At 65.7% G+C, this 23,061-nt stretch carries 20 protein-coding genes and 1 riboswitch; of the genes, 9 read left to right on the forward strand and 11 right to left on the reverse strand.

All coding sequences use genetic code 11. The features are described 5' to 3' along the window. Nucleotides 1-170 precede the first annotated feature (170 nt). From ABEA50_RS05585 to ABEA50_RS05595, 3 genes are all read right to left on the reverse strand, one after another. Complete coding sequence (locus tag ABEA50_RS05585) at nt 171-590, reverse strand: RNA-binding S4 domain-containing protein (RefSeq protein WP_345494674.1); 420 nt, start codon at nt 588-590, stop codon at nt 171-173. Nucleotides 591-593: 3 nt separating this feature from the next. Continuing rightward, nucleotides 594-1,271 (reverse strand): C40 family peptidase, encoded by a 678-nt coding sequence (locus ABEA50_RS05590; protein ID WP_345493934.1) that lies wholly within the window; start codon nt 1,269-1,271, stop codon nt 594-596. A gap of 15 nt (nt 1,272-1,286) precedes the next feature. Next, nucleotides 1,287-1,452: riboswitch (cyclic di-AMP (ydaO/yuaA leader) on the reverse strand. 354 nt (nt 1,453-1,806) lie between these two features. Next, the gene (locus ABEA50_RS05595; protein WP_345493935.1) at nt 1,807-2,073 is read right to left on the reverse strand and encodes a hypothetical protein; all 267 of its coding nucleotides are present in this window, start codon (nt 2,071-2,073) and stop codon (nt 1,807-1,809) included. A gap of 211 nt (nt 2,074-2,284) precedes the next feature. Here ABEA50_RS05595 and ABEA50_RS05600 point away from each other — a divergent pair, with 211 nt between their 5' ends. From ABEA50_RS05600 to ABEA50_RS05620, 5 genes are all read left to right on the forward strand, one after another. Continuing rightward, the gene (locus ABEA50_RS05600; RefSeq protein ID WP_345493936.1) at nt 2,285-3,466 is read left to right on the forward strand and encodes an ATP-binding protein; all 1,182 of its coding nucleotides are present in this window, start codon (nt 2,285-2,287) and stop codon (nt 3,464-3,466) included. 355 nt (nt 3,467-3,821) lie between these two features. After that, the gene (locus ABEA50_RS05605; RefSeq protein WP_345493937.1) at nt 3,822-4,109 is read left to right on the forward strand and encodes a hypothetical protein; all 288 of its coding nucleotides are present in this window, start codon (nt 3,822-3,824) and stop codon (nt 4,107-4,109) included. Between the two features lie 554 nt (nt 4,110-4,663). Next, on the forward strand, nt 4,664-5,509 hold the full coding sequence (locus tag ABEA50_RS05610; protein ID WP_345493938.1) for a hypothetical protein: 846 nt from the start codon (nt 4,664-4,666) through the stop codon (nt 5,507-5,509). Nucleotides 5,510-5,539: 30 nt separating this feature from the next. Then, on the forward strand, nt 5,540-7,477 hold the full coding sequence (locus tag ABEA50_RS05615) for a fumarate reductase/succinate dehydrogenase flavoprotein subunit (protein ID WP_345493939.1): 1,938 nt from the start codon (nt 5,540-5,542) through the stop codon (nt 7,475-7,477). Nucleotides 7,478-7,479: 2 nt separating this feature from the next. Further along, complete coding sequence (locus tag ABEA50_RS05620; RefSeq protein WP_345493940.1) at nt 7,480-8,226, forward strand: succinate dehydrogenase/fumarate reductase iron-sulfur subunit; 747 nt, start codon at nt 7,480-7,482, stop codon at nt 8,224-8,226. Nucleotides 8,227-8,420: 194 nt separating this feature from the next. Here ABEA50_RS05620 and ABEA50_RS05625 read toward each other — a convergent pair whose 3' ends face one another. The 3 genes from ABEA50_RS05625 to ABEA50_RS05635 form a co-directional block, all read right to left on the reverse strand. Further along, the gene (locus tag ABEA50_RS05625; RefSeq protein WP_345493941.1) at nt 8,421-8,618 is read right to left on the reverse strand and encodes a hypothetical protein; all 198 of its coding nucleotides are present in this window, start codon (nt 8,616-8,618) and stop codon (nt 8,421-8,423) included. Nucleotides 8,619-8,813: 195 nt separating this feature from the next. Beyond that, nucleotides 8,814-9,038 (reverse strand): DUF397 domain-containing protein, encoded by a 225-nt coding sequence (locus tag ABEA50_RS05630; RefSeq protein ID WP_345493942.1) that lies wholly within the window; start codon nt 9,036-9,038, stop codon nt 8,814-8,816. A 10-nt stretch (nt 9,039-9,048) separates the two neighbouring features. Next, the gene (locus ABEA50_RS05635; protein WP_425577534.1) at nt 9,049-10,014 is read right to left on the reverse strand and encodes a helix-turn-helix domain-containing protein; all 966 of its coding nucleotides are present in this window, start codon (nt 10,012-10,014) and stop codon (nt 9,049-9,051) included. Nucleotides 10,015-10,342: 328 nt separating this feature from the next. Here ABEA50_RS05635 and ABEA50_RS05640 point away from each other — a divergent pair, with 328 nt between their 5' ends. Next, a complete protein-coding gene (locus tag ABEA50_RS05640) occupies nt 10,343-10,504 on the forward strand; it encodes a hypothetical protein (protein ID WP_345493944.1) in 162 nt (53 codons plus the stop codon). 237 nt (nt 10,505-10,741) lie between these two features. Here the strand turns inward: ABEA50_RS05640 and ABEA50_RS05645 are convergent, their stop codons facing one another. Together ABEA50_RS05645 and ABEA50_RS05650 are read right to left on the reverse strand one after the other, a co-directional pair. Beyond that, complete coding sequence (locus ABEA50_RS05645) at nt 10,742-11,689, reverse strand: DNA-3-methyladenine glycosylase family protein (protein WP_345493945.1); 948 nt, start codon at nt 11,687-11,689, stop codon at nt 10,742-10,744. 311 nt (nt 11,690-12,000) lie between these two features. Next, entirely contained in the window at nt 12,001-14,808 is a 2,808-nt protein-coding gene (locus ABEA50_RS05650; RefSeq protein WP_345493946.1) for an FAD-binding and (Fe-S)-binding domain-containing protein, read from the reverse strand. 256 nt (nt 14,809-15,064) lie between these two features. On the opposite strand from ABEA50_RS05650, the gene ABEA50_RS05655 reads away from it, so the two are divergent. Further along, on the forward strand, nt 15,065-16,945 hold the full coding sequence (locus ABEA50_RS05655) for an ABC transporter ATP-binding protein (RefSeq protein ID WP_345493947.1): 1,881 nt from the start codon (nt 15,065-15,067) through the stop codon (nt 16,943-16,945). Between the two features lie 43 nt (nt 16,946-16,988). Here the strand turns inward: ABEA50_RS05655 and ABEA50_RS05660 are convergent, their stop codons facing one another. Further along, nucleotides 16,989-17,984, reverse strand: coding sequence for an oxidoreductase (locus ABEA50_RS05660; RefSeq protein WP_345493948.1), 996 nt, complete (start codon nt 17,982-17,984; stop codon nt 16,989-16,991). 78 nt (nt 17,985-18,062) lie between these two features. Further along, nucleotides 18,063-19,130 carry a DNA polymerase IV gene (locus tag ABEA50_RS05665; protein ID WP_345493949.1) on the reverse strand — a complete coding sequence of 356 codons (1,068 nt, stop codon included), beginning with the start codon at nt 19,128-19,130 and terminating at the stop codon, nt 18,063-18,065. A 147-nt stretch (nt 19,131-19,277) separates the two neighbouring features. Here ABEA50_RS05665 and ABEA50_RS05670 point away from each other — a divergent pair, with 147 nt between their 5' ends. Both ABEA50_RS05670 and ABEA50_RS05675 read left to right on the forward strand, forming a co-directional pair. Continuing rightward, nucleotides 19,278-19,853 (forward strand): TetR/AcrR family transcriptional regulator, encoded by a 576-nt coding sequence (locus ABEA50_RS05670; protein WP_345493951.1) that lies wholly within the window; start codon nt 19,278-19,280, stop codon nt 19,851-19,853. 26 nt (nt 19,854-19,879) lie between these two features. Continuing rightward, nucleotides 19,880-20,308, forward strand: a complete 429-nt coding sequence (locus ABEA50_RS05675; protein ID WP_345493952.1) for a PaaI family thioesterase — start codon at nt 19,880-19,882, stop codon at nt 20,306-20,308. 324 nt (nt 20,309-20,632) lie between these two features. On the opposite strand, the gene lon is transcribed toward ABEA50_RS05675, so the two are convergent. After that, on the reverse strand, nt 20,633-23,056 hold the full coding sequence (gene lon / locus ABEA50_RS05680) for an endopeptidase La (protein WP_425577568.1): 2,424 nt from the start codon (nt 23,054-23,056) through the stop codon (nt 20,633-20,635). Nucleotides 23,057-23,061: the final 5 nt, after the last annotated feature.

A 23,061-nucleotide genomic window follows, 5' to 3' on the forward strand; every position in this document is an offset into this window, starting at 1 on the left:
TTGGTGGCGCAGTTGCTTGGTCGGGAGGCAAGTCCTGTGCCCGAACGTCATGACGTGTCCGCTACCAACGCTACTGAGCAGCCACGGCCTAGCGCGACACTGCCGGTGCGCGGGATCGATGCGGACTTCGGCTTTCCCTTCGACCGGGATTCGCGGAGACGGTGCGAATATCAGTCGTCGGTTCGGCCGAGAAGCCGATCGGTTTCCCGCCGTTCACGTTTGGTTGGCCTACCCGCGCCACGATCGCGTCGTGGCATGGCCGCCAAAATCTCCTTGGGCGGCGGGGGAGGGCTGCGGTCGATCAGACATTGCGCGGCGATCGGCGCGCCCACTCGCTTGGTGACGATCCGCTCGACAATGACGATGCGCTCGACTCCGGCCACACGAATGCGGACCTCATCGCCGGGACGCACCGGCTGTGCGGGTTTGGCTGTCGCACCATTGACGCGTACGTGCCCGCCTCGACAAGCCTCCGCCGCAGCGGATCTCGTCTTGAAAAGCCGGACTGCCCACGTCCACGAGTCGACTCGGGCGTGTGTCGCGGAATTCTGATTACCGGACGAGCCGCCACGAGATGCCGAGTTCGGCAGCGGTCACTCCATGCGACGCGCGGTCACCACGTCGTCGGATTCCAGCGAGGTGTAGGAAACCGCCTGGCCGGACTGCGGCGCGTTGAGCAGCTTGCCGTCGCCAGCGTAGATGCCGACGTGTCCACCGCCGTTGGTCACCACGATGTCACCGGCCTGCAGGTCCTGGAAGGCCACGGGAGCACCGACGTGTGACTGTTCGAAGCTGGTGCGCGGCAACTCGACACCCGCCTGACGGTAGGCCCACTGGACCAAGCCGGAGCAGTCGAAGTTGCGCGGTCCCGCGGCACCCCACGAGTACATGGCGCCGACCTTGGACTTCGCGGCATCAAGCGCGATATCGCCGGGGCCCGAATGAACGATGGGGGCGGAGGGAAGCTGAGGCGCGACGAAGCCGGGGAACAGCGGTGCGGGAGCAGGGGCAGGTCCGGCCTCGGGTGCGGGAGCCGCCTGTGGTGCGGGCATCGCCGAAACCGCGTCCTGGATCTGCTGACTCAGCTGCTGAGCCGGCTGTTCCCACTCATCTGGCACATCGACATCACCGACGCCAGGGATGTTCACGGTGGCCGCCATCGCCGGGATCGAGGGCATGGCCCCCGTCGTGGCCGCAACAGCGCCCATCACGATGACACCCTTGACGGAAGTCGGCAACCGAGATTCCCGCTGCAAGCTGTGTTTACCCACCGAGCTACGTCTCCGATCTTCGTGCTCTCCCGCCGACCGGTTCGGCTAGGGGTTCGGGCCGGGAGATCGGCCCTACCGTGCCAACCGAACTGGTCGACTCGGATTCACCCAGACAAACCTTGGTCCCCGGTGCGACTGCCAGGACGGGTAGCCCTGACGACCGCTGAGGCGGTAACTCCGTGGCGCCACTTCTCTGACGAAGCAACAGGATTCCACTAAGTCACGAGAAGATTACGACCCCTGAGCAGTGTTGTCCAGCCGAGAGAGCAGGCATTTCGCAAAAATTCAAAAAATTCCTCGCCGACCGGCCGGTCATCGCGTCACCCATCGCAGGTAACGGTCCGGTCTCAGCGCGCGGGTCGTTGGTAACGAACCAGGTGACGGCGCCGATGTTTTGGTTCGGCTCGCGCACGAGACCGGAACCGGCACGGTCGATTCCCCTCGCCGACGATGATCGCCCGCGCGAGGAGTTCCCGCGACCCGGAGCCGCCGCGAAACAGGCTCGGGGACGGTCGGCGAATCAGCGCGCGAACGATCAGCTTTCCCGGCGCGGTGGCCGACGCTCGAGTTCGCGCTCCAACTCCTCGATCCTGCGCTGTGCCTTCGCGAGGCCGACCTCGAGCCGACCGACCGCGACAACCAGCGGACCCACCGCGAGGTCGGCCACCAGTTCCGGATCGTCGTACCCGCTGTCGATCGCGACCAGGATGTTCGCGCGGATGCGGCTCGCGACGGGCGCTTCGGCAGGCACATTCCAGGACTCGACCACCTCGGTGATGGTGGCGATGGGTTCGTCGGTCATGCCCCTCCGTCTCGCGCTGCGGTCATGCGTCGGCTGCCGAAGCCGTCCTCGGGCGAGCCACGATTTCGGCGCACCGAACCGGTACCAGCGTAGAGGTTTTCGGCATGATCACCTAGCACCGCAGGCACCCGCTAGCCGCCGATAGCCGTGTCTAGCGAGTGCCGTAGACATCCTCAGATTTCTGTGCGGAAACGGGCTACCGTGTATCGGCATGGACCCCGTGCGGAATCCGTATGCTCCCGGAGCCGGACAGCGCCCACCCGAATTGGCTGGGCGCAGCAAGCAAATCGACGCGTTCGACGTGGTACTGGAACGCATCGCGCGCGGTCGTCCCGAACGCAGCGTCATGCTCACCGGGCTGCGCGGCGTCGGCAAGACGGTGCTGCTCAACCAGCTCCGCTCCGCGGCGGGCTCGCGTGACTGGGGGACAGGCAAGATCGAGGCGCGACCCGATCAGGAACTGCGCCGCCCACTGTCTTCCGCACTGCACATGGCCGTGCGCGCGATCGCCATGGCACACCGCAACCAGGAGCGCGTCGACGATTTCCTCGGCATCCTCAAGGCTTTCGCGCTGCGCGCCACCGCCGACAAGGGGATGCGCGACCGCTGGCAGCCCGGCATCGACGTCCCCGCCGTCACCGGCAGGGCCGACTCCGGCGACATCGAGATCGATCTGGTCGAGCTCTTGGTGGAGGCGGCGGCGCTGGCCAGCGATGTCGGCGTCGGCATCGCGATATTCATCGATGAGATGCAGGATCTCGGTGCCGCCGACATCTCCGCGATCTGCGGGGCATGCCATGAGCTGAGCCAGGATGCCGCGCCGCTGATTGTCGTCGGCGCGGGTCTTCCGCATCTACCCGCCGTCCTTTCTGCCTCGAAGAGCTACTCCGAACGCCTGTTCAGCTACCACCGGATCGACCGACTCGATCGCGAGTCCGCCGACCTCGCACTCCTGGCCCCCGCCGAGCGTGAAGGCGCCGGATTCACCGAGGAGGCGCTGAAGGCGCTCTACCAAAAGGCAGACGGCTACCCGTATTTCGTGCAGGCATACGGGAAAGCGACGTGGGACCAGGCGCCGGGCAGCCCGATCACCGCACAGGACGTCGAGGTCGCTTCACCGACCGCGGAGGAGGAGTTGGCGGTCGGCTTCTTCGGTTCCCGCTACGAGCGCGCGACCCCCGCCGAGCGCGAGTACATGCGCGCCATGGCGGATCTGGCGGGTGGCGACGACCCGGTAGCCACCTCCGCCGTGGCCACCGAGCTCGGCCGCAAACCCGCGTCGCTGTCACCCGCGCGCGACGGCTTGATCAAGAAGGGCCTGATCTACTCCGCGGAGCGCGGCACCATCGGCTTCACCGTCCCGCACTTCGGTCGGTATCTGCGCAGCGTCTGACGGAATCTAACGTGATCTAGCAAATATCGACGATGAGCCGATACATCCCGATCGACGGGCGCTCACAGCGATATATCGCACTCTCAGATTATTTCTAGATATACGTAGATTTTCGGATAGCACTGTTCGCGCCATCCACGGCAAGCAGCGTGGGCAACATTCGAGCAGGTCACGGGTATTGCGGGAGACGAGCCAGATCGCCAATCCTCCGGTATTGTGTGGAAGATCACGTTGTGTGGTGAGTCACACAACTCGGTGTAGTCGGAATCCGACCCGATCGGTCCCGACGAACATGGATCGCCATGCTTGTCACACGCCGAGTTCGACTGTCCGCCAGTGGAATACAGGAGGTTTGATGACACGCAGCGACATTGCGGAACTCCGCTACGCGGTAGGCCAACTTCGGCGCTCCATCGGCTCGATACGCAGCCACTACGGCGACGCCAGCATGGTGCGTCGACTCGAGAACGACCTCGAACGGCTCACGATCGACACCGACGAGCTCGAGCAGTCCCCACCACCGGAGGTGCCGCGCCGCCTCCAAGACCCCATCTACGTTCCGGACAGCAAGTCCGACGAGGCGGCATGGATGGGCGCACAGGACGAGGGGCTCGGCTTCCACTCTCGGCCGAGAACCACATAGGACTCCAGCGACAACGAGGACCTCGACCGTCAGGTCGGGGTCCTTCGCATGAGCGGACGCCATCTCCGTTTACCACAGTTCGGGTGTGCGCCAAAGTTGCCCGGGCCCCGATTTTTAGGATATCGGGTGTCCGAACTGTGTCCCAGACAATTCGATACGAGTAATCGCACTCCCCGCAGCGGTGTTCGGTGGGCATCACGACCAGCCCGGTAATCGGTCGACCCCGTGCGGCCCAGCAACTGCTACCCACCCAAATAAGCCGAGCTGCCAGCGGAAATATCAGGCACACAAGCACTCTGGCCCAACCGAGCGCCAGCCATCGTGTCCTCGGCCGAGATTCGTGGATAGCGGCACATTCACCCGATGGGCGCGCACAGTCGGCAGGGCCACCGATTCCGGGTGAATGTGTCGCACATCACTCACATTCCGGAGGGTTGGTATTCACGAGACCGCATCCAAACGATAGCGACCGTGTCGTATGGTGCTGGACATCACATTCGACTCGCGGAGGTATCGATGACCAGCCGCACAGCAGAGCAGCGAGGCATCCAGCTGTGAGTGCCGCACCGACGACCAACCCCGAAGTGCCCGAGCGGCACTCGCGAACCGGGGTATTCAGCACGACGAGGGCTCGGATCTCCGAGCGCACACTGCGCACCGACCGCTGGTGGATGCCCCCGCTGTTCACCGCCCTCGGGTTGGCCGCGTTCGTCATCTACGCGACGGTCAGATCGTATGTGCGCACGGCGTATTGGGTGCCCGACTACCACTATCTGACGCCGTTCTACTCGCCGTGCCTGAGCACCTCGTGCGTCGAGGGATCGAGCCATCTCGGCACGCCCTTCGGCGACCTGCCGGTGATTTTGCCGCTCGGATTCGTCGTGCTGCCGTTCCTGCTCGGCTTCCGGCTCACCTGCTACTACTACCGCAAGGCCTACTACCGGGCGGTGTGGTTCTCCCCACCCGCGTGCGCGGTGGCCGAACCACACGCCAAGTACACCGGCGAAACCAAACTGCCGCTGATCATCCAGAACGTGCACCGCTATTTCTTCTACGTCGCGGTCCTGGTCTCGCTGCTCAATACCTACGACGCGCTCGCGGCCTTCCACGGCAAGGGCGGCGGATTCGGTTTCGGCCTCGGCAATCTCGTGCTCTTGGTGAACGTGATCCTGCTGTGGAGCTACACCCTGTCGTGCCACTCCTGCCGCCACATCGCGGGCGGTCGACTCAAGCACTTCTCCGCACACCCCGTCCGGTACTGGCTGTGGACGCAGATCTCCAAGCTCAATACCCGGCACATGGCGCTGGCGTGGACCACGCTCGCCACGCTCGCGCTGACCGATTTCTACATCATGTTGGTGGCCAGCGGCACCATCTCGGACCTGCGCTTCATCAACTGATCCTTCGCAACCCCAGGAGTATTCGCGGCCATGCCAGAAGTGGAACGCCACACATACGACGTAGTCGTGATCGGTGCCGGTGGCGCCGGATTGCGCGCGGTGATCGAGGCACGTGAGCGCGGACTTTCGGTGGCCGTGGTGTGTAAGTCCTTGTTCGGCAAGGCACACACCGTGATGGCCGAGGGCGGCTGCGCGGCCTCCATGGGCAACGCCAACGAGAAGGACAACTGGCAGACCCACTTCAAAGACACCATGCGCGGCGGCAAGTTCCTCAACAACTGGCGGATGGCCGAGCTGCACGCCAAGGAGGCGCCGGACCGGGTCTGGGAGCTGGAAAGCTATGGCGCGCTGTTCGATCGGACCGCCGACGGCAGGATCAGCCAGCGCAACTTCGGCGGCCACACCTACCCGAGGTTGGCGCACGTCGGCGACCGTACCGGGCTGGAGATCATCCGCACCATGCAGCAGAAGATCGTTTCGCTGCAACAGGAGGACTACGCGGCCACCGGCGACTACGAGGCACGCATCAAGGTCTTCGCCGAGTGCACCATCACCGAATTACTCACCGACGAGGGCCGGATCTCCGGCGCGTTCGGGTACTGGCGCGAATCAGGTCGCCTTGTGCTGTTCGAGTCGCCCGCGGTGGTCTTGGCGACCGGGGGTATCGGCAAGTCGTACAAGGTGACCTCGAATTCCTGGGAGTACACCGGCGACGGTCACGCACTGGCGCTGCGCGCCGGTGCGACTTTGATCAACATGGAATTCCTCCAGTTCCATCCCACCGGGATGGTCTGGCCACCGAGTGTGAAAGGGATCCTGGTCACCGAGGGCGTGCGCGGTGACGGTGGGGTGCTCAAGAACACCGAGGGCAGACGGTTCATGTTCGACTACATTCCGCCGGTCTTCAAAGGGCAGTACGCCGAAACCGAGGACGAGGCCGATCAGTGGTTGCGCGACAACGATTCCGCGCGTCGCACCCCCGACCTGTTGCCGCGCGACGAGGTCGCCCGCGCGATCAACGAGGAGGTGAAGGCCGGGCGGGGCACCGAACACGGCGGCGTCTACCTCGACGTCGCCTCACGGCTGCCCACCGAGGAGATCATCCGGCGGCTGCCCTCGATGCATCATCAGTTCAAGGAACTCGCCGACGTCGATATCACCAAGGAAGCGATGGAGGTCGGCCCGACCTGCCACTACGTGATGGGTGGGATCGAGGTGGACCCGGACACCGGCGCGGCCACCGTGCCTGGGTTGTTCGCAGCGGGTGAGTGTTCCGGCGGTATGCACGGTTCCAATCGGCTCGGCGGCAACTCGCTGTCGGATCTGCTGGTGTTCGGGCGCAGGGCAGGTCTCGGCGCCTCCGCGTATGTGGAGCAGTTGCCACAGCGTCCCGCGGTGTCCGATGACGATGTGGCGCGCGCGGCGAAAGTCGCACTCGCGCCGTTCGATCCGTCCGAGGGCAGCACGGAGAACCCCTACACGCTGCACACGGACCTGCAACAGACGATGAACGACCTGGTCGGCATCATCCGCAAGGAAGCCGAGGTGCGCGAGGCGATCGCGAGACTCGATGCGCTGCGACAGCGGTTCGCGCAGGTCACCGTCGAGGGGCATCGGCAGTTCAATCCCGGTTGGCATCTCGCACTGGATCTGCAGAACATGCTGCTGGTCAGCGAGTGCGTGGCGCAGGCGGCGTTGCTGCGCACCGAGAGCAGGGGCGGGCACACCCGCGACGATCATCCCGGTATGGATGCCGACTGGCGCAACAGATTACTGGTGTGCGCGGTGGCCGAGGGGAGTGCCGGAGTATCGATCCCCAACGTCACCGTGACGCCGAAAGATCAACTTCCGATGCGGCCGGAACTGCTGGCCTTGTTCGACCTCGACGAGTTGGAGAAGTACTACACCCAGGACGAAACCGCTGGACATCCCGCCGCGGCGGGGAATTCGACAGAGCGAGAGGCGTAACGATGAGTTACGACGCCAAGTTCCGCGTGTGGCGCGGCGATATCGACGGTGGCCAATTGCAGGACTTCACGGTCGCGGTGAACGAGGGCGAGGTGGTGCTCGACATCATCCACCGATTGCAGGCGACCCAGGCTTCCGATCTCGCGGTCCGTTGGAACTGCAAGGCGGGCAAGTGCGGCTCGTGCTCCGCGGAGGTCAATGGCCGACCCCGGCTGCTGTGCATGACACGGATGTCGACGTTCACCGAGGCCGAGACCATTACAGTGACCCCGATGCGCACCTTCCCGGTAATCAGAGATCTGGTCACCGACGTGTCTTTCAACTACGAGAAGGCCAGGCAGATACCGTCTTTCACGCCGCCGAAGGGGCTCGCGCCCGGCGATTACCGTATGCAACAGGTGGACGTGCAGCGCTCCCAGGAGTTCCGCAAGTGCATCGAATGCTTCCTGTGCCAGGACACCTGCCACGTGGTCCGCGATCACGAGGACAACAAGCCCGCCTTCGCGGGGCCGCGTTTCCTGATGCGTATCGCGGAGTTGGAGATGCATCCGCTCGATGTCGTCGACCGCCGTGACCTCGCGCAAGACGAGCAAGGTTTGGGCATGTGCAACATCACGAAGTGCTGCACCGAAGTGTGCCCGGAGCACATCAAGATCACCGACAACGCGCTGATTCCGATGAAGGAGCGCGTCGCCGATCGTAAGTATGACCCGGTGGTCTGGTTGGGCAACAAGCTCTTTCGTCGCTGACTAAACGAAACATCGCCCTGGACAAGCTATTCACGAAAGAAAACGACCGGCCGGGTTCACACCCGGCCGGTTTCGCGTTATTTACAAAAACACTCAATTTGTCAAATTAATTAAGAGAATGCGCCGCTGAACACGTGGCGCTCAATGTATCTCGGGGAATCATGGCGAGTCTCGACCGAGACAGCGACACGTCGTCACAGCATCGCGACGACCCCGATGGCCACCACCAACACCAGCACACCGACGAATAGCGACGACGCTATCGAGCCGGTCAGAATGAACACACCCACCCCCGACACCGCGAAAAGCAGTGCGACGATCAGCCATTCCACCCAATCCCCGGGACGCAATTTTCGGTACCGGGAATGGGAACTCTTCAGCCCACTGTCCACAAGATGTGGTCTACCCGTAAACAACGGCGGCAAACGCGGATTCGTTGCGGAAAATGCGTCGTTTCGTGACCTAACTATCCACCCCGAGTCACACGATTCCCACGACCTGGGCTTTTGACAGATACGCACGCGCCGACGCCGTGGGCAGTACGTGCGTGCCCGCCCGACGGATCGGCGAACGGGCTCGCGCACGAATCAAGCAGGACGATCGAACTCGCCGTCCTGCACACCGGCGGTGAACGCCGCCCATTCTCCCGGCGTAAAGACGAGCACCGGCCCCTCGGGATCCTTGCCGTTGCGCAGGCCGACATGTCCGTCGGCCAGCAAGGCCACCTCGACGCTGTCGTTCTGCGCGCCGTCTGCGGCCTTACGCCAGATCGCCGCGCTCAGATCGACGTTCGCGCCACCGTTGATGCTCAAGTTGTCTCCTTCACTGAGTGATGAACTCCTTCGCCACCGCGCGCAGCAGCTGCCTGCTCGCCTGCGCGTCCAACGCGCAGTCGCGTAGCGACTCGTGCGCCCGATCGTAACGACGGACGTCCGTGCGTCTTTCGAGGTAGAGCTCCCCGCTGAGCCCCTCCGCGTACACCACCGACGGTTCGATCGGGTGCCCCTTGCTGTCGGTCCCGAACTCCAGAACGGTGAAAGGACCCGTCGATACCCCGAGCGGCACCCCGGCGGCAAACGGCAGGATACGCAGCGAAACATTATCGCGGGTACCGAAGTCCGCGAGATGTCGTAGCTGCGCCGACATCACTTTCGCGCCACCCACCACACGGCGCAGCACCGACTCGTGCAACACCACGTCGAGCAGCACCGGCGACACCTTCTTGGTGAGCATCACCTGGCGTTGCATCCGTAGGCCGACCCTGCGCTCGAGTTGCGCCTCCGAATCATCCGGGTAACCAAGGCGATTCACCGCCATGGCGTACTCCGTGGTCTGGAGAAGACCGCCGAGCGCTTCGCTCTGGTAGGAGGCGATCCGCTGCGCGCTGGCCTCGAGACCCGAGTACACGTCGAAGTTCGCCGGAATGCCGCCGCCGCTGTCGTAGGAGTGCCACCAGCTCATGGCGGGAACCTGCTGGGCGAGACCCTTCAACCCGTCCGCCAGTTCTGCGGGTATCCCGTAGATGCGACACAACTCCTGGATGTCGATGGTGCGGATACGGTCGGCCTGGCCCTTCTCCAACCGTTGCAAAGTACTTGCGCCCCACTCCATCAACCGGGAGGCCTCGGCGATGGTCAAGCCTGCCTGGGTGCGCCAATCACGCAGATACCTGCCGAGTTGCCTGCGCGGCAGGGTCGAGGAGGTGGAATCAATACCGGACGGTTTGCTGGCAACTCTCGCCGACGTCGCCGCCGGTCTCGCTGACGCTCTTGCCGAACTTTCTGACACAGCACGCTCCGTTCTGTGTTCCGTTACCACCCAGGGGCGGCCGGGAGAAAACAGCAAGCTCGGTTCCCCGGTCACTTCGCTTGGGCAGCGGGCTCTTTCGTCCACTATGGGGAATCCTCCCCTCCCAGCCGGATGTGATGCTGGGTATTCGCGCGAATTTCCTGGATCTGTTCGAAGTAGGTTGTCTCAGACATCCCCCGATGGTGTGCTGGAAGTATGCCTGAGGTCGCGAAGCGTGATCGCGCGAGACGTCTGGTCGCGCGAAGCCGCTGATGCCGCGAAACCTCCGGCTGTTCAGTAAGAGTCGCACACGCAGGAACGAGGAGTCATGGTTGTACATGTGTCGTCGTTGAGAACCAGCGACCACACCCCCCATCCGGCAGCAGACCTCACGCCGTCGAACGAACAGGTCGAGGAGCTACTACTGCGGCGCGGTGCGCACCAGCGCACCGCGCCGCAGGATCGCACCGACCGAACGGAGGCCGCGTAATGCAGATGGGACAGCGCAATACACGTATCACCGCTCTACTGACCTGCGGGGCCGATCCGGGCCCGATGACCGTCGACCAGGCTCACGCCGCCATGCAATTGCACCTCGACTGCACCGTCGATCGGTGCCGCGTGCGGCGCCGTGCCAGGGCGACCCTGGTCGACTCAGGTCGGTGCGTGCTGGATCAGCGCGCACTTCGTTGCTGAGCGACCCTGGTCGGGTCGCGGCGATATCCAATCAGTGCCACGAGTGGTCGGTCAGTGGGGTGCGCGGACCGAATTTCGGTTTGCCCGCGTACCCGCTGATCTCCAGCAGTCGCACGGCCCGATATCGATGCGGGCGCAACGGTTCCAGATAGTCGATCATTTCCTCGTCGGTCATCGGGTGGCCGAGTAGCGTCCAGCCCACGACGTCGGCGAGATGGAAATCGCCCACCGAAAGCGCGTCCGCGTCACCGAAGGCACGCTGTGCGGTCTCCGCCACGGTCCACACCCCGATGCCGGGGATCGACCGCAGCCTGCGGGCCGCCTCCGCGGGTGCCAGATCCGCGCAACGTTCCAATGCCGCCGCCGCTCGCGCGGCGCGCACAATGGTCTGCGCCCGTTGCGGTCCGACATTCGCGCGATGGAAAGTCCACGAGGGAACACGTCGCCAGGTTTCGGCGTCGGGCGCGACGAGCAGGCCCTCCGGTGCCGGCCCCGGCGCACGAGTACCGAACTGTCGCACCAGCTTTCGCCAGGACGCGCGCGCCGACACGGTGTGCACCTTCTGTTCGAGCACAGCGGGGACCAGCGCCTCGAGCACCAGCCCCGTGCGCAGCATCCGCAAGCCAGGACAGCGGCGGTGCGCCTCGCGGAGCTTGGGGTGCTCGGGGACGAAGTCCGAGATGTCCTCCTCGATACACAACATGCGTGCGAGCCCGTCGAGAAATTCCGCCGTACCCGCTCCCCACGCGGACGCCTCGATGACATGGCTGTCGACTTGGCACAGTCGGAAGGTGACGGGGCCGCTCGGCATCCGCGAGGCGTGCCACTGCGCGCCGTCGGCGGTCAGCCGATGACAGGGATCGCCAGGGCCACGGCTCAGCGGCGCGAGGGTGACGGCCAGATCGATCGGTCGACTCGTCGTGACGGTCCGCGTCGAACCGGCACGGCCAGCCCCCGACTCGACCATCACTTCGCTCATCGCCCCACATTGTGCCCTGCGCCCCGGTGGCGGCCGAGCTCGCCTCCAGCTACCCACTATTCGCATTCGATAATACGATTTCTGAATAACTCCGGGCGTATGGTGTGTAACGCCAAAAATGGCGGCTGCGATATCGATTCCGTTCGGCAAATGACGGGCAGTCGCTACACGGAGGTTTTCGATGATTACCAATCTGCTCAACCTGATCCTCAGCGCATGGGGTGGCGTCGCGGCCGGTAGCTCGGGCTACCAGATTCCGCCCGGCACCCTGCCCTTCGGCAGCTGAGCGCCTGACCCACCCGGCGCATACCTCACGTGGGAAACCCGCGCTGTCCCGCGAGAAATTGCGCTAGGTGCAGGCCGCGCCGCCCGGCGAGCTGCGCGGCCTGGGTGCGGCAGGAGAAGCCGTCGGCGAGCAGCACCGCGTCGTCCTCGGCCGCCCGCAACGCGGGCAGGATGCCATTCTCGGCCACCGATACCGAAATGTCGTAATGGCCGGATTGCATACCGAAATTTCCGGCGAGACCGCAACACCCCGTGACCTCTGTCACGGAATCTGCCATTCTGGCGAATAACTGGCGATCGGCATCGAAGCCCAGCACCGCGTGCTGATGACAATGCGGCTGAACAACAACTCGACGTGTTACCGACTCGGGCGGACGCCAATTCGGTTGCTCGGCCAAGAACTCCGCGAGCGTGCGTACCGCACGGGCGGTGGCCGCTGCCCTCGGGTCGTCGGGAAGGAGCTCGGGGAGATCGCCGCGCAGCACGGCGGTGCACGAGGGTTCCAGCCCGAGCACCACGGAGCCGCCGCGAACGTACTCGTCCAATTCCTCGACGGTGCGCCGCAATTGGGCGCGAGCGCCGTCGAGCTGGCCCGTGCTGATCCAGGTGAGCCCACAACATACGCGGCGCTCGGTGATCCGCACCAGGTACCCCAACGAGGTCAGCAGCCGCACCGCCGCGACAGCGATCTCCGGATCGAAGGTGTCGGTGAAGGTGTCGACCCACAGCACCACCGTCCGTGACCGATCCTCGGGTTCCTGACCCGGGCCAGCGGCGTCCAGATCGCGCCAGATCCGCCGGAATCGGCGACGAGCCAGCGCGGGCACCGGACGGCGCGGATCGATTCCCGCCGCGCGCAACCCGATTCGACGCAGCGGCGCGATACCGGCGAGCGCGTTCGCCACCCGAGGCATCCGGGAAGCCACGGCCAGCCAGCGGGGCAACCAGCCCAGCGAGTAATGATCGATCGGACGCGGGCGCCGCCGATAGCGCCGGTGCAGTGCCTCGGCCTTGTAGGTCGCCACGTCGACGCCCGCCGGACAATCCGAACGACACGCCTTGCACGACAGGCACAGATCCAACGATTCGGCGAGCGCGTCGGAAGAGAAGTCGAGCGCGCCGCGCGCCGCCTCCTGCAGCACCCTCGCCCTGCCACGCGTGCTGTCCTTCTCGTCCGCGGTGGCCAGATAGGACGGGCACATGAAGCCACCCGTCGCCGAGGTATCGGCGCGGCACTTCCCGACACCGACGCACCGATGCACCGCGACACCGAAATCGCCGCTGTCCTCGGCGAATGCGAATCCGCCCTCGGGCCGCACCCGTGGCAGGCCGACCAGGCGCAGATCGGCATCCACCGGACGCGGGTCGACGGCCACTCCGGGATTCAGCACGCCGTTGGGGTCGAACAATGCCTTGTAACCGGCGAATACCTCGAGGACTTCGCGGGAGTACATGACCGACAACAACTCCGAGCGCGCGCGACCATCCCCATGTTCCCCCGACAGCGAACCGTCGTGGCGCACAACCAATTCGGCGGCATCGTACAGAAAGGCACGGAACCGGCGTGGCGCGTCGGCGATCGGGAGATCCAGTCGCACATGGATGCAGCCGTCGCCGATGTGTCCGTACAGCAAACCCTCGACGCCGTGGTCGCGGGTCAACTCGCCGAAATCACGCAGATAGTCGCCGAGCCGTTGCGGGGGCACGGCCGCGTCCTCCCAGCCCGGCCACGCGGGACGACCGTCGGCGGTGCGCCCGGCAAGACCGGCGCCGTCGGCCCGGATTCGCCAGAGTGCCGCGGCGGCGACCGGATTGGTGACGATCCGAGAATCCACCGCATCCGTCGCGCGGACCAGCTGCTCGGCGACCCACACCGCCTCGGCCGCATCGACGCCCTGGGTCTCCACGAACAGCCACCCGGCGCCACGCGGCAGCTCGGGCACCACACCGTGATGGGCACGCACCACATCGACAAGCCGCGCGTCGATGCCCTCGACCGCGATCGGCGCGCTGGCCATCACCGCGGTCACGTCGTCGGCCGCGCTCGCCATGTCGGGGTAGCCGAGCACCGTGAGCACCGTCGCCTTCGGCAACGCCACGAGATCCACCGCCGCCTCCAACAGCAGCCCGCAAGTGCCCTCGGTGCCGACGAACGACTTCGCCAATGCCGACCCCCGCTCCGGCAGCAGATGTTCCAGCGCGTACCCCGAGGCCTGGCGATGGAATCGACCGAGGTCGGTACGCAGCACCGCCAGGTTCGCCGTGGTGAATTCGGGCATTCCCGGGATGGGCGCCAGCCCATCGGCGAGGACGCGCTCGACGCCCGTGCCGTCCAGAATTCGCAGCTCGCGTACGGTGTCGCCGGTGCGACCCCAGGCCACCGCGTGCGGGCCGCAGGCATTGTTGCCGATCATCCCGCCGAGTGTGCAACGGTTCTGCGTGGAAGGGTCGGGACCGAACCGCATCCCGTGCCGACCCGCGGCACGCTGTAGCCGCGACAGGACGACACCCGGCTGCACCCGCGCGGTGCCCGCCGCGCCGTCGATGTCGAGAATCCGGTTCATGTGCCTGCTGAAATCCAGGACGAGACCCGGCCCGATCGCATTGCCCGCCACCGAGGTCCCCGCACCGCGCGCGGTGACCGAAAGCCCGTTCTCGGCGGCGAAGCCCAGGGTCGCCGCGACATCGTCCTCGGTGCGCGGGAAGACCACCGCCCGCGGCGCGACGCGATAGTTGGAGGCGTCCGAGGCGTATTCCGCACGACGACGCTCGGAGGTGTCGAGAACGCCCTCGATCCGGACTGCCAGCGCCTCGACCATCGGGTCATCGGTCATTTCGCCAGCCTAGGCCGGTGTGACCCGGCGTCGTCGGCATCTACGGTGCGCGCATCGAATTTCGCTGTGCGCGGAAATTCGCCCGCCCCCCGTTCCGCGACTTGATCTCAAGTTAACTTCAGGTTTTAACGTCGGAGGCCACGGCGATCAACCGAGACCGACAGCGGCACTACCGCCGCGCCGAGGAGCCCGTAAGCAGGACACGGGAATCTGTCGGTGGTCACGGCTTGAATAGCCGAGAGCGAGAGGACAAGACGTGAGTATCGAATCCGTGGCGTGGGGCCAGATCTACCGCCAAGCGAACGCGCCGCAGGAAAAGCGCCCGTTCAATATGGCCACCGCCAAGCGCATCGGCGGGTTCGCCCGTTCACACCGGCGGCGGATCGGCATGTTCCTACTGCTGAGCGTGGTGGCCGCGCTCCTCGCGGTCGCGACGCCGGTACTGGCAGGACGGGTGGTCAACGACATCATCGGCGGGTCGGCGCCGCGCGTGGTCGTGACGGTCGCGCTGTTGATCGCGCTGCTCGCGATCCTCGACGCCGGGCTCGGCCTCGGTATCCGGTGGCTGTCCTCGCGTATCGGTGAAGGACTGATCTTCGATCTGCGCACCGCGGTGTTCGACCATGTGCAACGCATGCCGGTCGCGTTCTTCACGAGGACCCGCACCGGCGCACTGGTCAGCCGGTTGAACAACGACGTGATCGGGGCGCAGCGCGCCTTCAGCGACACACTGTCCGGCGTGGTGGCCAACCTCGTCACACTGCTGCTGACCCTGGGCGTCATGCTCGCCATCTCCTGGCAGATCACGCTGCTGGCCCTGCTGCTGCTGCCGGTGTTCGTGGTGCCAGCCCGCAGGATGGGCAACCGTTTGGCCGAATTGCAGCGCGACGCGGCCGGATTGAACGCCGCCATGAGCACGCAGATGACCGAGCGGTTCTCCGCACCCGGCGCCACCCTGGTGAAACTGTTCGGCCGCCCGCACCAGGAATCCGATGAGTTCGCGGTGCGTGCGCGCCGCGTGCGCGATATCGGGGTGCGCACGGCGATGCTGCAAACCGTCTTCGTCACCTCGCTGACCCTGGTCTCCGCACTCGCGGTCGCGCTGGTCTACGGGCTCGGCGGCTGGTACGCGCTGACCGGGCAACTGGACGCGGGTGCCGTTGTTTCACTGTCACTGCTGCTGACCAGGCTCTACACTCCGCTGACCGCGCTGGCGACCGCGCGGATGGAGGTCATGTCGGCGCTGGTCAGCTTCGAGCGGGTCTTCGAGGTGCTCGACCTGCGGCCGTTGATCGAGGAAGCGCCCGACGCGAAAGAGGTGCCAGCAGGCCCGGTCGCCGTAGAACTCGACAACGTCACCTTCGGCTACCCCTCGGCCGATCGGGTCTCCCTGGCCTCGCTGGAAGATGTCGCCACGCTCGACACCCGTGGCGGAACCGAAGTGCTGCACGGGATCTCGTTGCGGGCCGAGCCCGGTCAACTCATCGCCCTGGTCGGCTCCTCGGGTGCGGGGAAATCCACGGTGGCACAGCTGGTCTCGCGGCTCTACGACGTCGACGGCGGCGCGGTGCGGCTCAATGGCACCGACGTGCGCGAACTCAGCATGCGTTCGATCCGGGAGACGGTCGGGTTGGTCACCCAGGACGGGCACCTGTTCCACGACACCATCCGAGCCAATCTCCTGCTGGCCCAGCCGGAGGCTTCCGATGCCGACCTGTGGGACGCGTTGCGGCGGGCGCGGTTACACGATCTGGTCGATTCGCTACCCGATGCGCTGGACACCGTCGTCGGCGAACGCGGCTATCGACTCTCGGGTGGTGAACGCCAGCGGCTCACCATCGCGCGTTTGCTGCTGAAGCAGCCGAAGGTCGTGATCCTCGACGAGGCGACGGCCTCGCTCGACTCCACCTCGGAAGCCGCCGTGCAAGAAGCGCTCACGGAGGCACTGGCCGGTCGCACCGCGCTGGTGATCGCACACCGCTTGTCCACCATCCGCGCCGCCGACCAGATCCTCGTCGTCGAGGACGGGCACATCATCGAACGCGGCACGCACTCCGGGCTGCTCGCCGAAGCAGGGCGGTACGCGCAGCTCTACCGCACACAGTTCAACGAAGACCCCGACCCCGTGGCGGTATAGCAGAGTGGCGGTATAGCAGACCCCCGTGACTCGTCGCGGCGGTTCAGAATTCGCCAGCGACTCCGAAAACGGTGCGCCCCGAGTGCGCACCTTTTTGGATCGCGCGCAAGACATTCTCGGCCTCGGTGATCGGCGCGTGCTGCTCCAGCTTTGAAAGATGTTGCGGCCGTAGATCTTTACTCAACCGCGTCCACAGTTCACGGCGCTGCTCGATCGGCACGAACGCCGAGTCGATACCGAGCAGCGCGACATTACGCAGAATGAACGGCATTACCGTGGTCGACAGCTCGGATCCACCGGTGAGACCACTCACCGCGACCCCGCCGCCGTACCCGGTAGCGCTGAGAATGTAAGCCAACGAGCGACCACCGACACTGTCGACCGCGCCGGCCCACCTCGACTTGGTGAGCGGGCGCGGCCGCTCGTCAGGGTCCTCGGGGAGGCGACCGATCACCTCGCTGGCGCCGAGGGTGGTGAGGAAATCATCCGCGTCGGTCTTGCCGGTGGAGGCGACCACTTCGAAACCGAGCGAAGACAGAATGTCGACACTCACGCTGCCCACCCCACCGGTAGCGCCGGTGACCAGGATCGGACCGTCTTCCGGCACCAACCCGCGGTCGAGCAACGCCTGCACACTCAGCGCGGCCGTGAAACCGGCCGTGCCGATGACCGCGGCATGGCGCGGGCTCAAACCGTGCAACGCAACCACCCAGTCGACGGGCACTCTCGCGTACTGGGCGTAGCCGCCGTTGTGCGCGACACCGATGTCGTAGCCGTGCGCGACGACCAGGTCGCCGGGGGAGAGGTCGCCGTTGTCGGCCGACACCACCTCGCCGACGATATCGATGCCGGGAATTATCGGATAATTGCGAACCACCCCGGCCCGCGGCGTAATCGCAAGGGCGTCTTTGAAGTTGGCGCTCGAATAGTGCACCTTGATCGTCACATCGCCGGGTCCGAGGTATTCCTCGTCGACCAACTGTCGCGTGAGGACGATCCCGCTATCCGATTCGTGTGCCACCATCGCCCAGAACTCCATGCTGATCAGCATACGAGTGGGGGTGCCCGGCAGAAGAACCCGCAGATCAGGAGATTCGATCCCGGCCACGCGACCCGGTCAGGGCTCGAGCAGGTCCAGTCGCACGCCGAGTAATCGGACCGGGCGGGTCAATTCGAAGCGTTCGATCACCGCCAATGCGGTGTCCACGATCGTGGCGACATCGATGGCGGGCTGTGGCAGCTTCTGCTGTTTGCTGCGGGTATAGAAAGTGTTGGTGCGCACCGTCACCGAGACCCTGGTGGCGATCCGGTTCGCGGCCGCCATCTCCTCGGTCACCTCGGTGGCCAGCCTCGCGACCTGCGCGCGAATCTGCTCGGGTTCGGTGAGGTCGTTGGCGAAGGTCTCGGATTTACTGCGGCCCACCGGGACTCGTGGCTCGGTGCGCACCTCGGTGTCGCCCTTTCCATGACCGAGCACCCACAGATACGGCCCGGTGCTCGGCCCGAATTCGGCCGCGAGACGCTCGCGGTCGGCGGCCATCAGATCGGCGACCGTCGCTATTCCCAGGTCGGCCAGGCGCGCCGCGATGCGATTTCCGATGCCCCACAACGCATTCGTCGGCCGGTGCGCCATGACGCGCACCCAGTTCGCCGCGGTCAGCCGAAACATGCCCTCGGCGGTGGCGCCCTCGATCGGATCGGCCGAGGACTTACCGCTGGATTTCGCGAAGCCGGTCGCCAACTTGGCGGTGAGTTTATTGTCGCCGAGGCCGATCGAGCAGGACAACGCCAATTCCGCGATCGCCGCGCGAATCGCACGCGCCAAGCCCTCCGGGTCGTCGGTATCGACCGCGAGGAAGGCTTCGTCCCACCCCCACACCTCGACCCGACCGGGGAAGCGTCGTAGCACGGCCATCACTTCGTCGGAGGCTTCTTCGTAGGTGGCCATATCCAGGGGGAGGAATACACCCGCCGGACACTTGCGCTGCGCGCTGCGCAGCGCCATGCCCGCCCGCACGCCGAACGCGCGTGCCGGATAGGACGCGCAGGTGACGACCTTGCGCGCCTCGGTGGGATCGCCGTTTCCGCCAACGATCACCGGGAGGCCGCGCAGCTCGGGATGGCGGCGAAACTCCACCGCCGCCTGGAACTGGTCGAGATCGACGTGCAGCAGCCATCTGGCCATGCCTCCGTCTTACCCGCACCGGCGCGGACGCGACGGGCGTTACGGATTATCCGACCTGGTTCGAAACGTACGCTGTCCACAACGGGCCCCGGGCCGACCTGCGTCGTTCGATTGCGCGTGCGGTGCAGACAGAATTAAATTCTGTCTATGCGGATTCGGGATCGGTTACTGGCGGCAGCCGAGCGAGAATTCGCCGAACACGGCGCGCTCGAGGCAACGCTCGCGCAGATCCGTTCCGCCGCCGGAGCCAGCGTCGGCGCCCTGTACCACCACTTTCCCGACAAGGCCGACCTCTACCGCCAGGTGTGGGCGAACGCACTCGCCGACTACCAAGACCACTTCTGGGACGCGGTCGCCGACAGCGTCGGCGCCGAACAGGGCATCACGGCGGGTGTGCGCGAGCACCTGCACTGGGTCACCGAAAACCGCGACAGAGCAAGAATTCTCACCGCCGCGCGACCGCGGGGGGTGCGGGAGAACCAGGGCAATCGGGAATTCCTTACCGTCGTCGCACGCTGGTGGCGCACCCACGCCGCCTACGGCGCGGTCCGCGACCTCGGACTCGACGTCGTCTACGCCCTCTGGTTGGGCCCGGCACAGGAATACAGCAGACAGTGGCTCGTCGGCGACATACCCACCAGCCCACTCGACATCGCCGACGAACTCGCCGACGCCGCATGGCGAGCGCTCGCCTCGACACCACGACCGATCCAGACGCCATGACCGACAGACCCGAAAGGCGCGACCACATGGCCACCGAAATCACCCCGGACCTCGCCGAACAAGTGCTCGCCGCGCAACCGTTCGCCCAACACGTCGGCACGAAGATCACCGAATTCGCCGAAGGTACAGCAACACTCGTCATCCCGATTCGACCCGAACTCGGACAGCAATTCGGCTACGTGCACGGCGGCGTGCTGTCCTACGCCGCCGACAACGCCATCACCTTCGCCGCGGGCAGCCTGCTCGGCGCCAATGTGCTCACCGGCGGATTCACCATCACCTACCTGCGGCCCGCGCGCGGAACACGGCTGCGCGCGCACGCGACCGTCACCGGCTCCACTCGACGTCAAGCCGTGGTCGGCTGCCAGATCTATGCCGAAAGCGACGACGCCGAGGCGGTGCTCTGCGCGGTGGCGCAGGGCAATGCCCGCGCCGTCGAGCGCGAACTGGGATAACCACTGACGCCACGAAACGGTCACCGCACGGACAGAATTCGGTCCAGATCGTCATCGATGCCGACCCGGCCGAAGTCGAGCGCGACCGTGGTGGTGGTCTACTGAGGTAGAACAGTCGTTTGCGCCACGGCAGGCCACGGCACTACGGCAAGCCGGGGTGGGTGCGCGGCGTGGTCGACATCCCGCGTTGACGCGTTATCGATGAGGGGACGGGCCTTAGGCAACCGGTGATGCCGCCGACCAGAGCAGGTCGTCAGGAGCCACCGGACCAGGATGCCGAACGGACCGGACACCGAGAGGTGTCCGGTCCGCTGTTCGGATCGGTCAGGCCGAGAGCCTCGCGTAGTCGGCCGCCGGTTCGATGACCGGTTCGATGGCGTAGGCGAGGATATCGCCCACATCCGAGACCGGACGAACGTCCAAGGCCGCCAACACTTCCGCTGGCACGTCATCGAGATCCGGCTCGTTGCGGGCCGGGATGAACACTGTCTTCAGCCCGGCGCGCTGCGCGGCGAGCAGCTTCTGCTTCACGCCACCGATCGGCAGCACCCGACCGTTCAACGTGACCTCACCGGTCATGCCGACGTCCGCGCGGACCTGCCTGCCCAGCGCCAACGACACCAACGCGGTGATCATGGTGACGCCAGCGGAAGGACCGTCCTTCGGCACCGCACCCGCGGGGAAGTGCACGTGGATATTGCGGTCGAGCACCGACGGTTCGATGCCGATCTCCGCGAGATGCGAACGCACGTAGGTCAATGCGATCTGCGCGGACTCCTTCATCACATCACCCAGCTGGCCGGTCAGGGTCAGCGCACGCTCACCCTCGGCGGAATTCGCCTCGATGTAGAGGACGTCGCCACCGAGACCGGTCACCGCGAGACCGGTCGCCACACCGGGCACCGCGGTGCGTTCGACCGCGTCGGAGGTGAACCTCGGCCGACCCAGGTAGGACTTCAGATCGTCCACATCGATCGTGAGCGAGCCGCCCGCCGCGGTGTCGGACTCGATCAACGGCTCGTATCCCAGCGCAGCGTCGTAACCCAACTCGGTGCCGTATCCCAAGGCCGGGTCGTAACCCAGTTCGCTGAGTTTGCCCGTATCCAGGCCCGACAGCTTGGTCGCCGCCTTACGCAGCGCCTTCGCGATCAACCGTTCCAGCTGCCGCACACCGGCTTCCCTGGTGTAGTCGGCGGCGATCTCCCGCAAGGCCGCGTCGGTGACGGTGACTTCCTCGGCGGTCAACGCGTTGCGCTCCAACTGCCTCGGCACCAGGAAGTCGCGGGCGATGCCCACCTTGTCGTCCTCGGTGTAGCCGTCGACGGTGATCAGTTCCATCCGGTCCAGCAGCGGGCCGGGGATGGTGTCCATGACATTGGCCGTCGCGATGAACAACACGTCGGACAGATCCAGGTCCAGATCGAGGTAGTGATCGCGGAAGGTGTGGTTCTGCGCGGGATCGAGCACCTCGAGCAGCGCCGCCGCAGGATCGCCACGGAAATCCGCGCCGACCTTGTCGATCTCGTCCAGCAACACCACGGGATTCATCGATCCCGCTTCCTTGATCGCGCGCGCGATCCGGCCGGGCAGCGCACCCACATAGGTGCGGCGGTGACCGCGGATCTCGGCCTCGTCCCGCACACCACCCAGGGCGACGCGAACGAACTTGCGGCCCAGCGCGTTTGCCACGGACTCACCGAGCGAGGTTTTGCCGACACCGGGAGGACCGACCAGGACGAGAACCGCGCCGGAACCACGACCGCCGACCACTTCCATTCCGCGTGCGGCCCTGCGCGAGCGCACCGCGAGGTACTCGACCATCCGCTCCTTGACCTCGTCCAGGCCGTGGTGATCGGCGTCGAGCACCGCGCGGGCACCCGAAACATCGGTGTTGTCGGTGGTTTTCACCGCCCACGGCAGTTCGAGCACGGTATCGAGCCAGGTGCGAATCCAGCCGGTCTCCGGGCTCTGATCGCTGGAGCGTTCCAGCTTGTCGACCTCGCGCAGCGCGGAGGTACGGACCGATTCGGGCAGGTCGGCCTGCTCGACCCTGGTCCGGTAGTCGTCGGCGCCGTCGGGTTCGCCTTCACCGAGTTCCTTGCGGATGGCATTGAGTTGCTGGCGCAGCAGGAATTCGCGCTGGCTCTTCTCCATGCCCTCGCGGACGTCTTCGCTGATCTTCTCGCTGACCTCGGCCTCGGCGATGTGCTCCTTGGTCCACTCGATCAGCTTGGTGAGCCGTGGCAGCACGTCCGGGGTCTCGAGCAGTTCGGTCTTCTGCTCGGCCGACAGGTAGGGGGCGTAGCCCGCGGTGTCAGCGATCGCGGACGGGTCGCTGAGCTGGTTGACCGCGTCGATGACCTGCCACGCTTCCCGGCGCTGCAAGACCGAGACGATCAGCCGCTTGTACTCCGCGGCCAATTCCCTGGTGCGCCCGTCGGGTTCACCGAGCTCGACCGGTTCGGCCTCCACCCACAGCGCCGCGCCGGGCCCGGTAACGCCGTGACCGATCTTGGCGCGCCGCTCAGCCTTGAGTACCGCGGCGGCCGCACCACCGCGCATCCGTCCGACCTGCTCGATCGTGGCGACAACGCCGTAGGTCGCGTAGCCCTCGGTCAGTCGGGGAGCCAGCAGCACAGCCTCGGTGTTGGCCGCACGCGCGGCATCGATCGCGGCCTGCGCCGATTCATCCAGCTCGATGGGCACGACCATGCCGGGCAGCACGATCGGATCGGTCAGGAACAGCACAGGAA

It is taken from the genome of Nocardia callitridis (assembly GCF_039543305.1).
GTDB lineage: Bacteria > Actinomycetota > Actinomycetes > Mycobacteriales > Mycobacteriaceae > Nocardia > Nocardia callitridis.

Bases quoted from the DNA above. Each gene is read 5' to 3' on its own strand.
- ABEA50_RS05660 (WP_345493948.1), bottom strand. From the start codon at position 17,984: ATGGAGTTCTGGGCGATGGTGGCACACGAATCGGATAGCGGGATCGTC.
- ABEA50_RS05665 (WP_345493949.1), bottom strand. From the start codon at position 19,130: ATGGCCAGATGGCTGCTGCACGTCGATCTCGACCAGTTCCAGGCGGCG.
- ABEA50_RS05650 (WP_345493946.1), bottom strand. From the start codon at position 14,808: ATGACCGATGACCCGATGGTCGAGGCGCTGGCAGTCCGGATCGAGGGC.
- ABEA50_RS05640 (WP_345493944.1), top strand. From the start codon at position 10,343: ATGGTTGTACATGTGTCGTCGTTGAGAACCAGCGACCACACCCCCCAT.
- ABEA50_RS05600 (WP_345493936.1), top strand. From the start codon at position 2,285: ATGGACCCCGTGCGGAATCCGTATGCTCCCGGAGCCGGACAGCGCCCA.
- ABEA50_RS05645 (WP_345493945.1), bottom strand. From the start codon at position 11,689: ATGAGCGAAGTGATGGTCGAGTCGGGGGCTGGCCGTGCCGGTTCGACG.
- ABEA50_RS05605 (WP_345493937.1), top strand. From the start codon at position 3,822: ATGACACGCAGCGACATTGCGGAACTCCGCTACGCGGTAGGCCAACTT.
- ABEA50_RS05670 (WP_345493951.1), top strand. From the start codon at position 19,278: ATGCGGATTCGGGATCGGTTACTGGCGGCAGCCGAGCGAGAATTCGCC.
- ABEA50_RS05620 (WP_345493940.1), top strand. From the start codon at position 7,480: ATGAGTTACGACGCCAAGTTCCGCGTGTGGCGCGGCGATATCGACGGT.
- ABEA50_RS05595 (WP_345493935.1), bottom strand. From the start codon at position 2,073: ATGACCGACGAACCCATCGCCACCATCACCGAGGTGGTCGAGTCCTGG.
- ABEA50_RS05615 (WP_345493939.1), top strand. From the start codon at position 5,540: ATGCCAGAAGTGGAACGCCACACATACGACGTAGTCGTGATCGGTGCC.
- ABEA50_RS05675 (WP_345493952.1), top strand. From the start codon at position 19,880: ATGGCCACCGAAATCACCCCGGACCTCGCCGAACAAGTGCTCGCCGCG.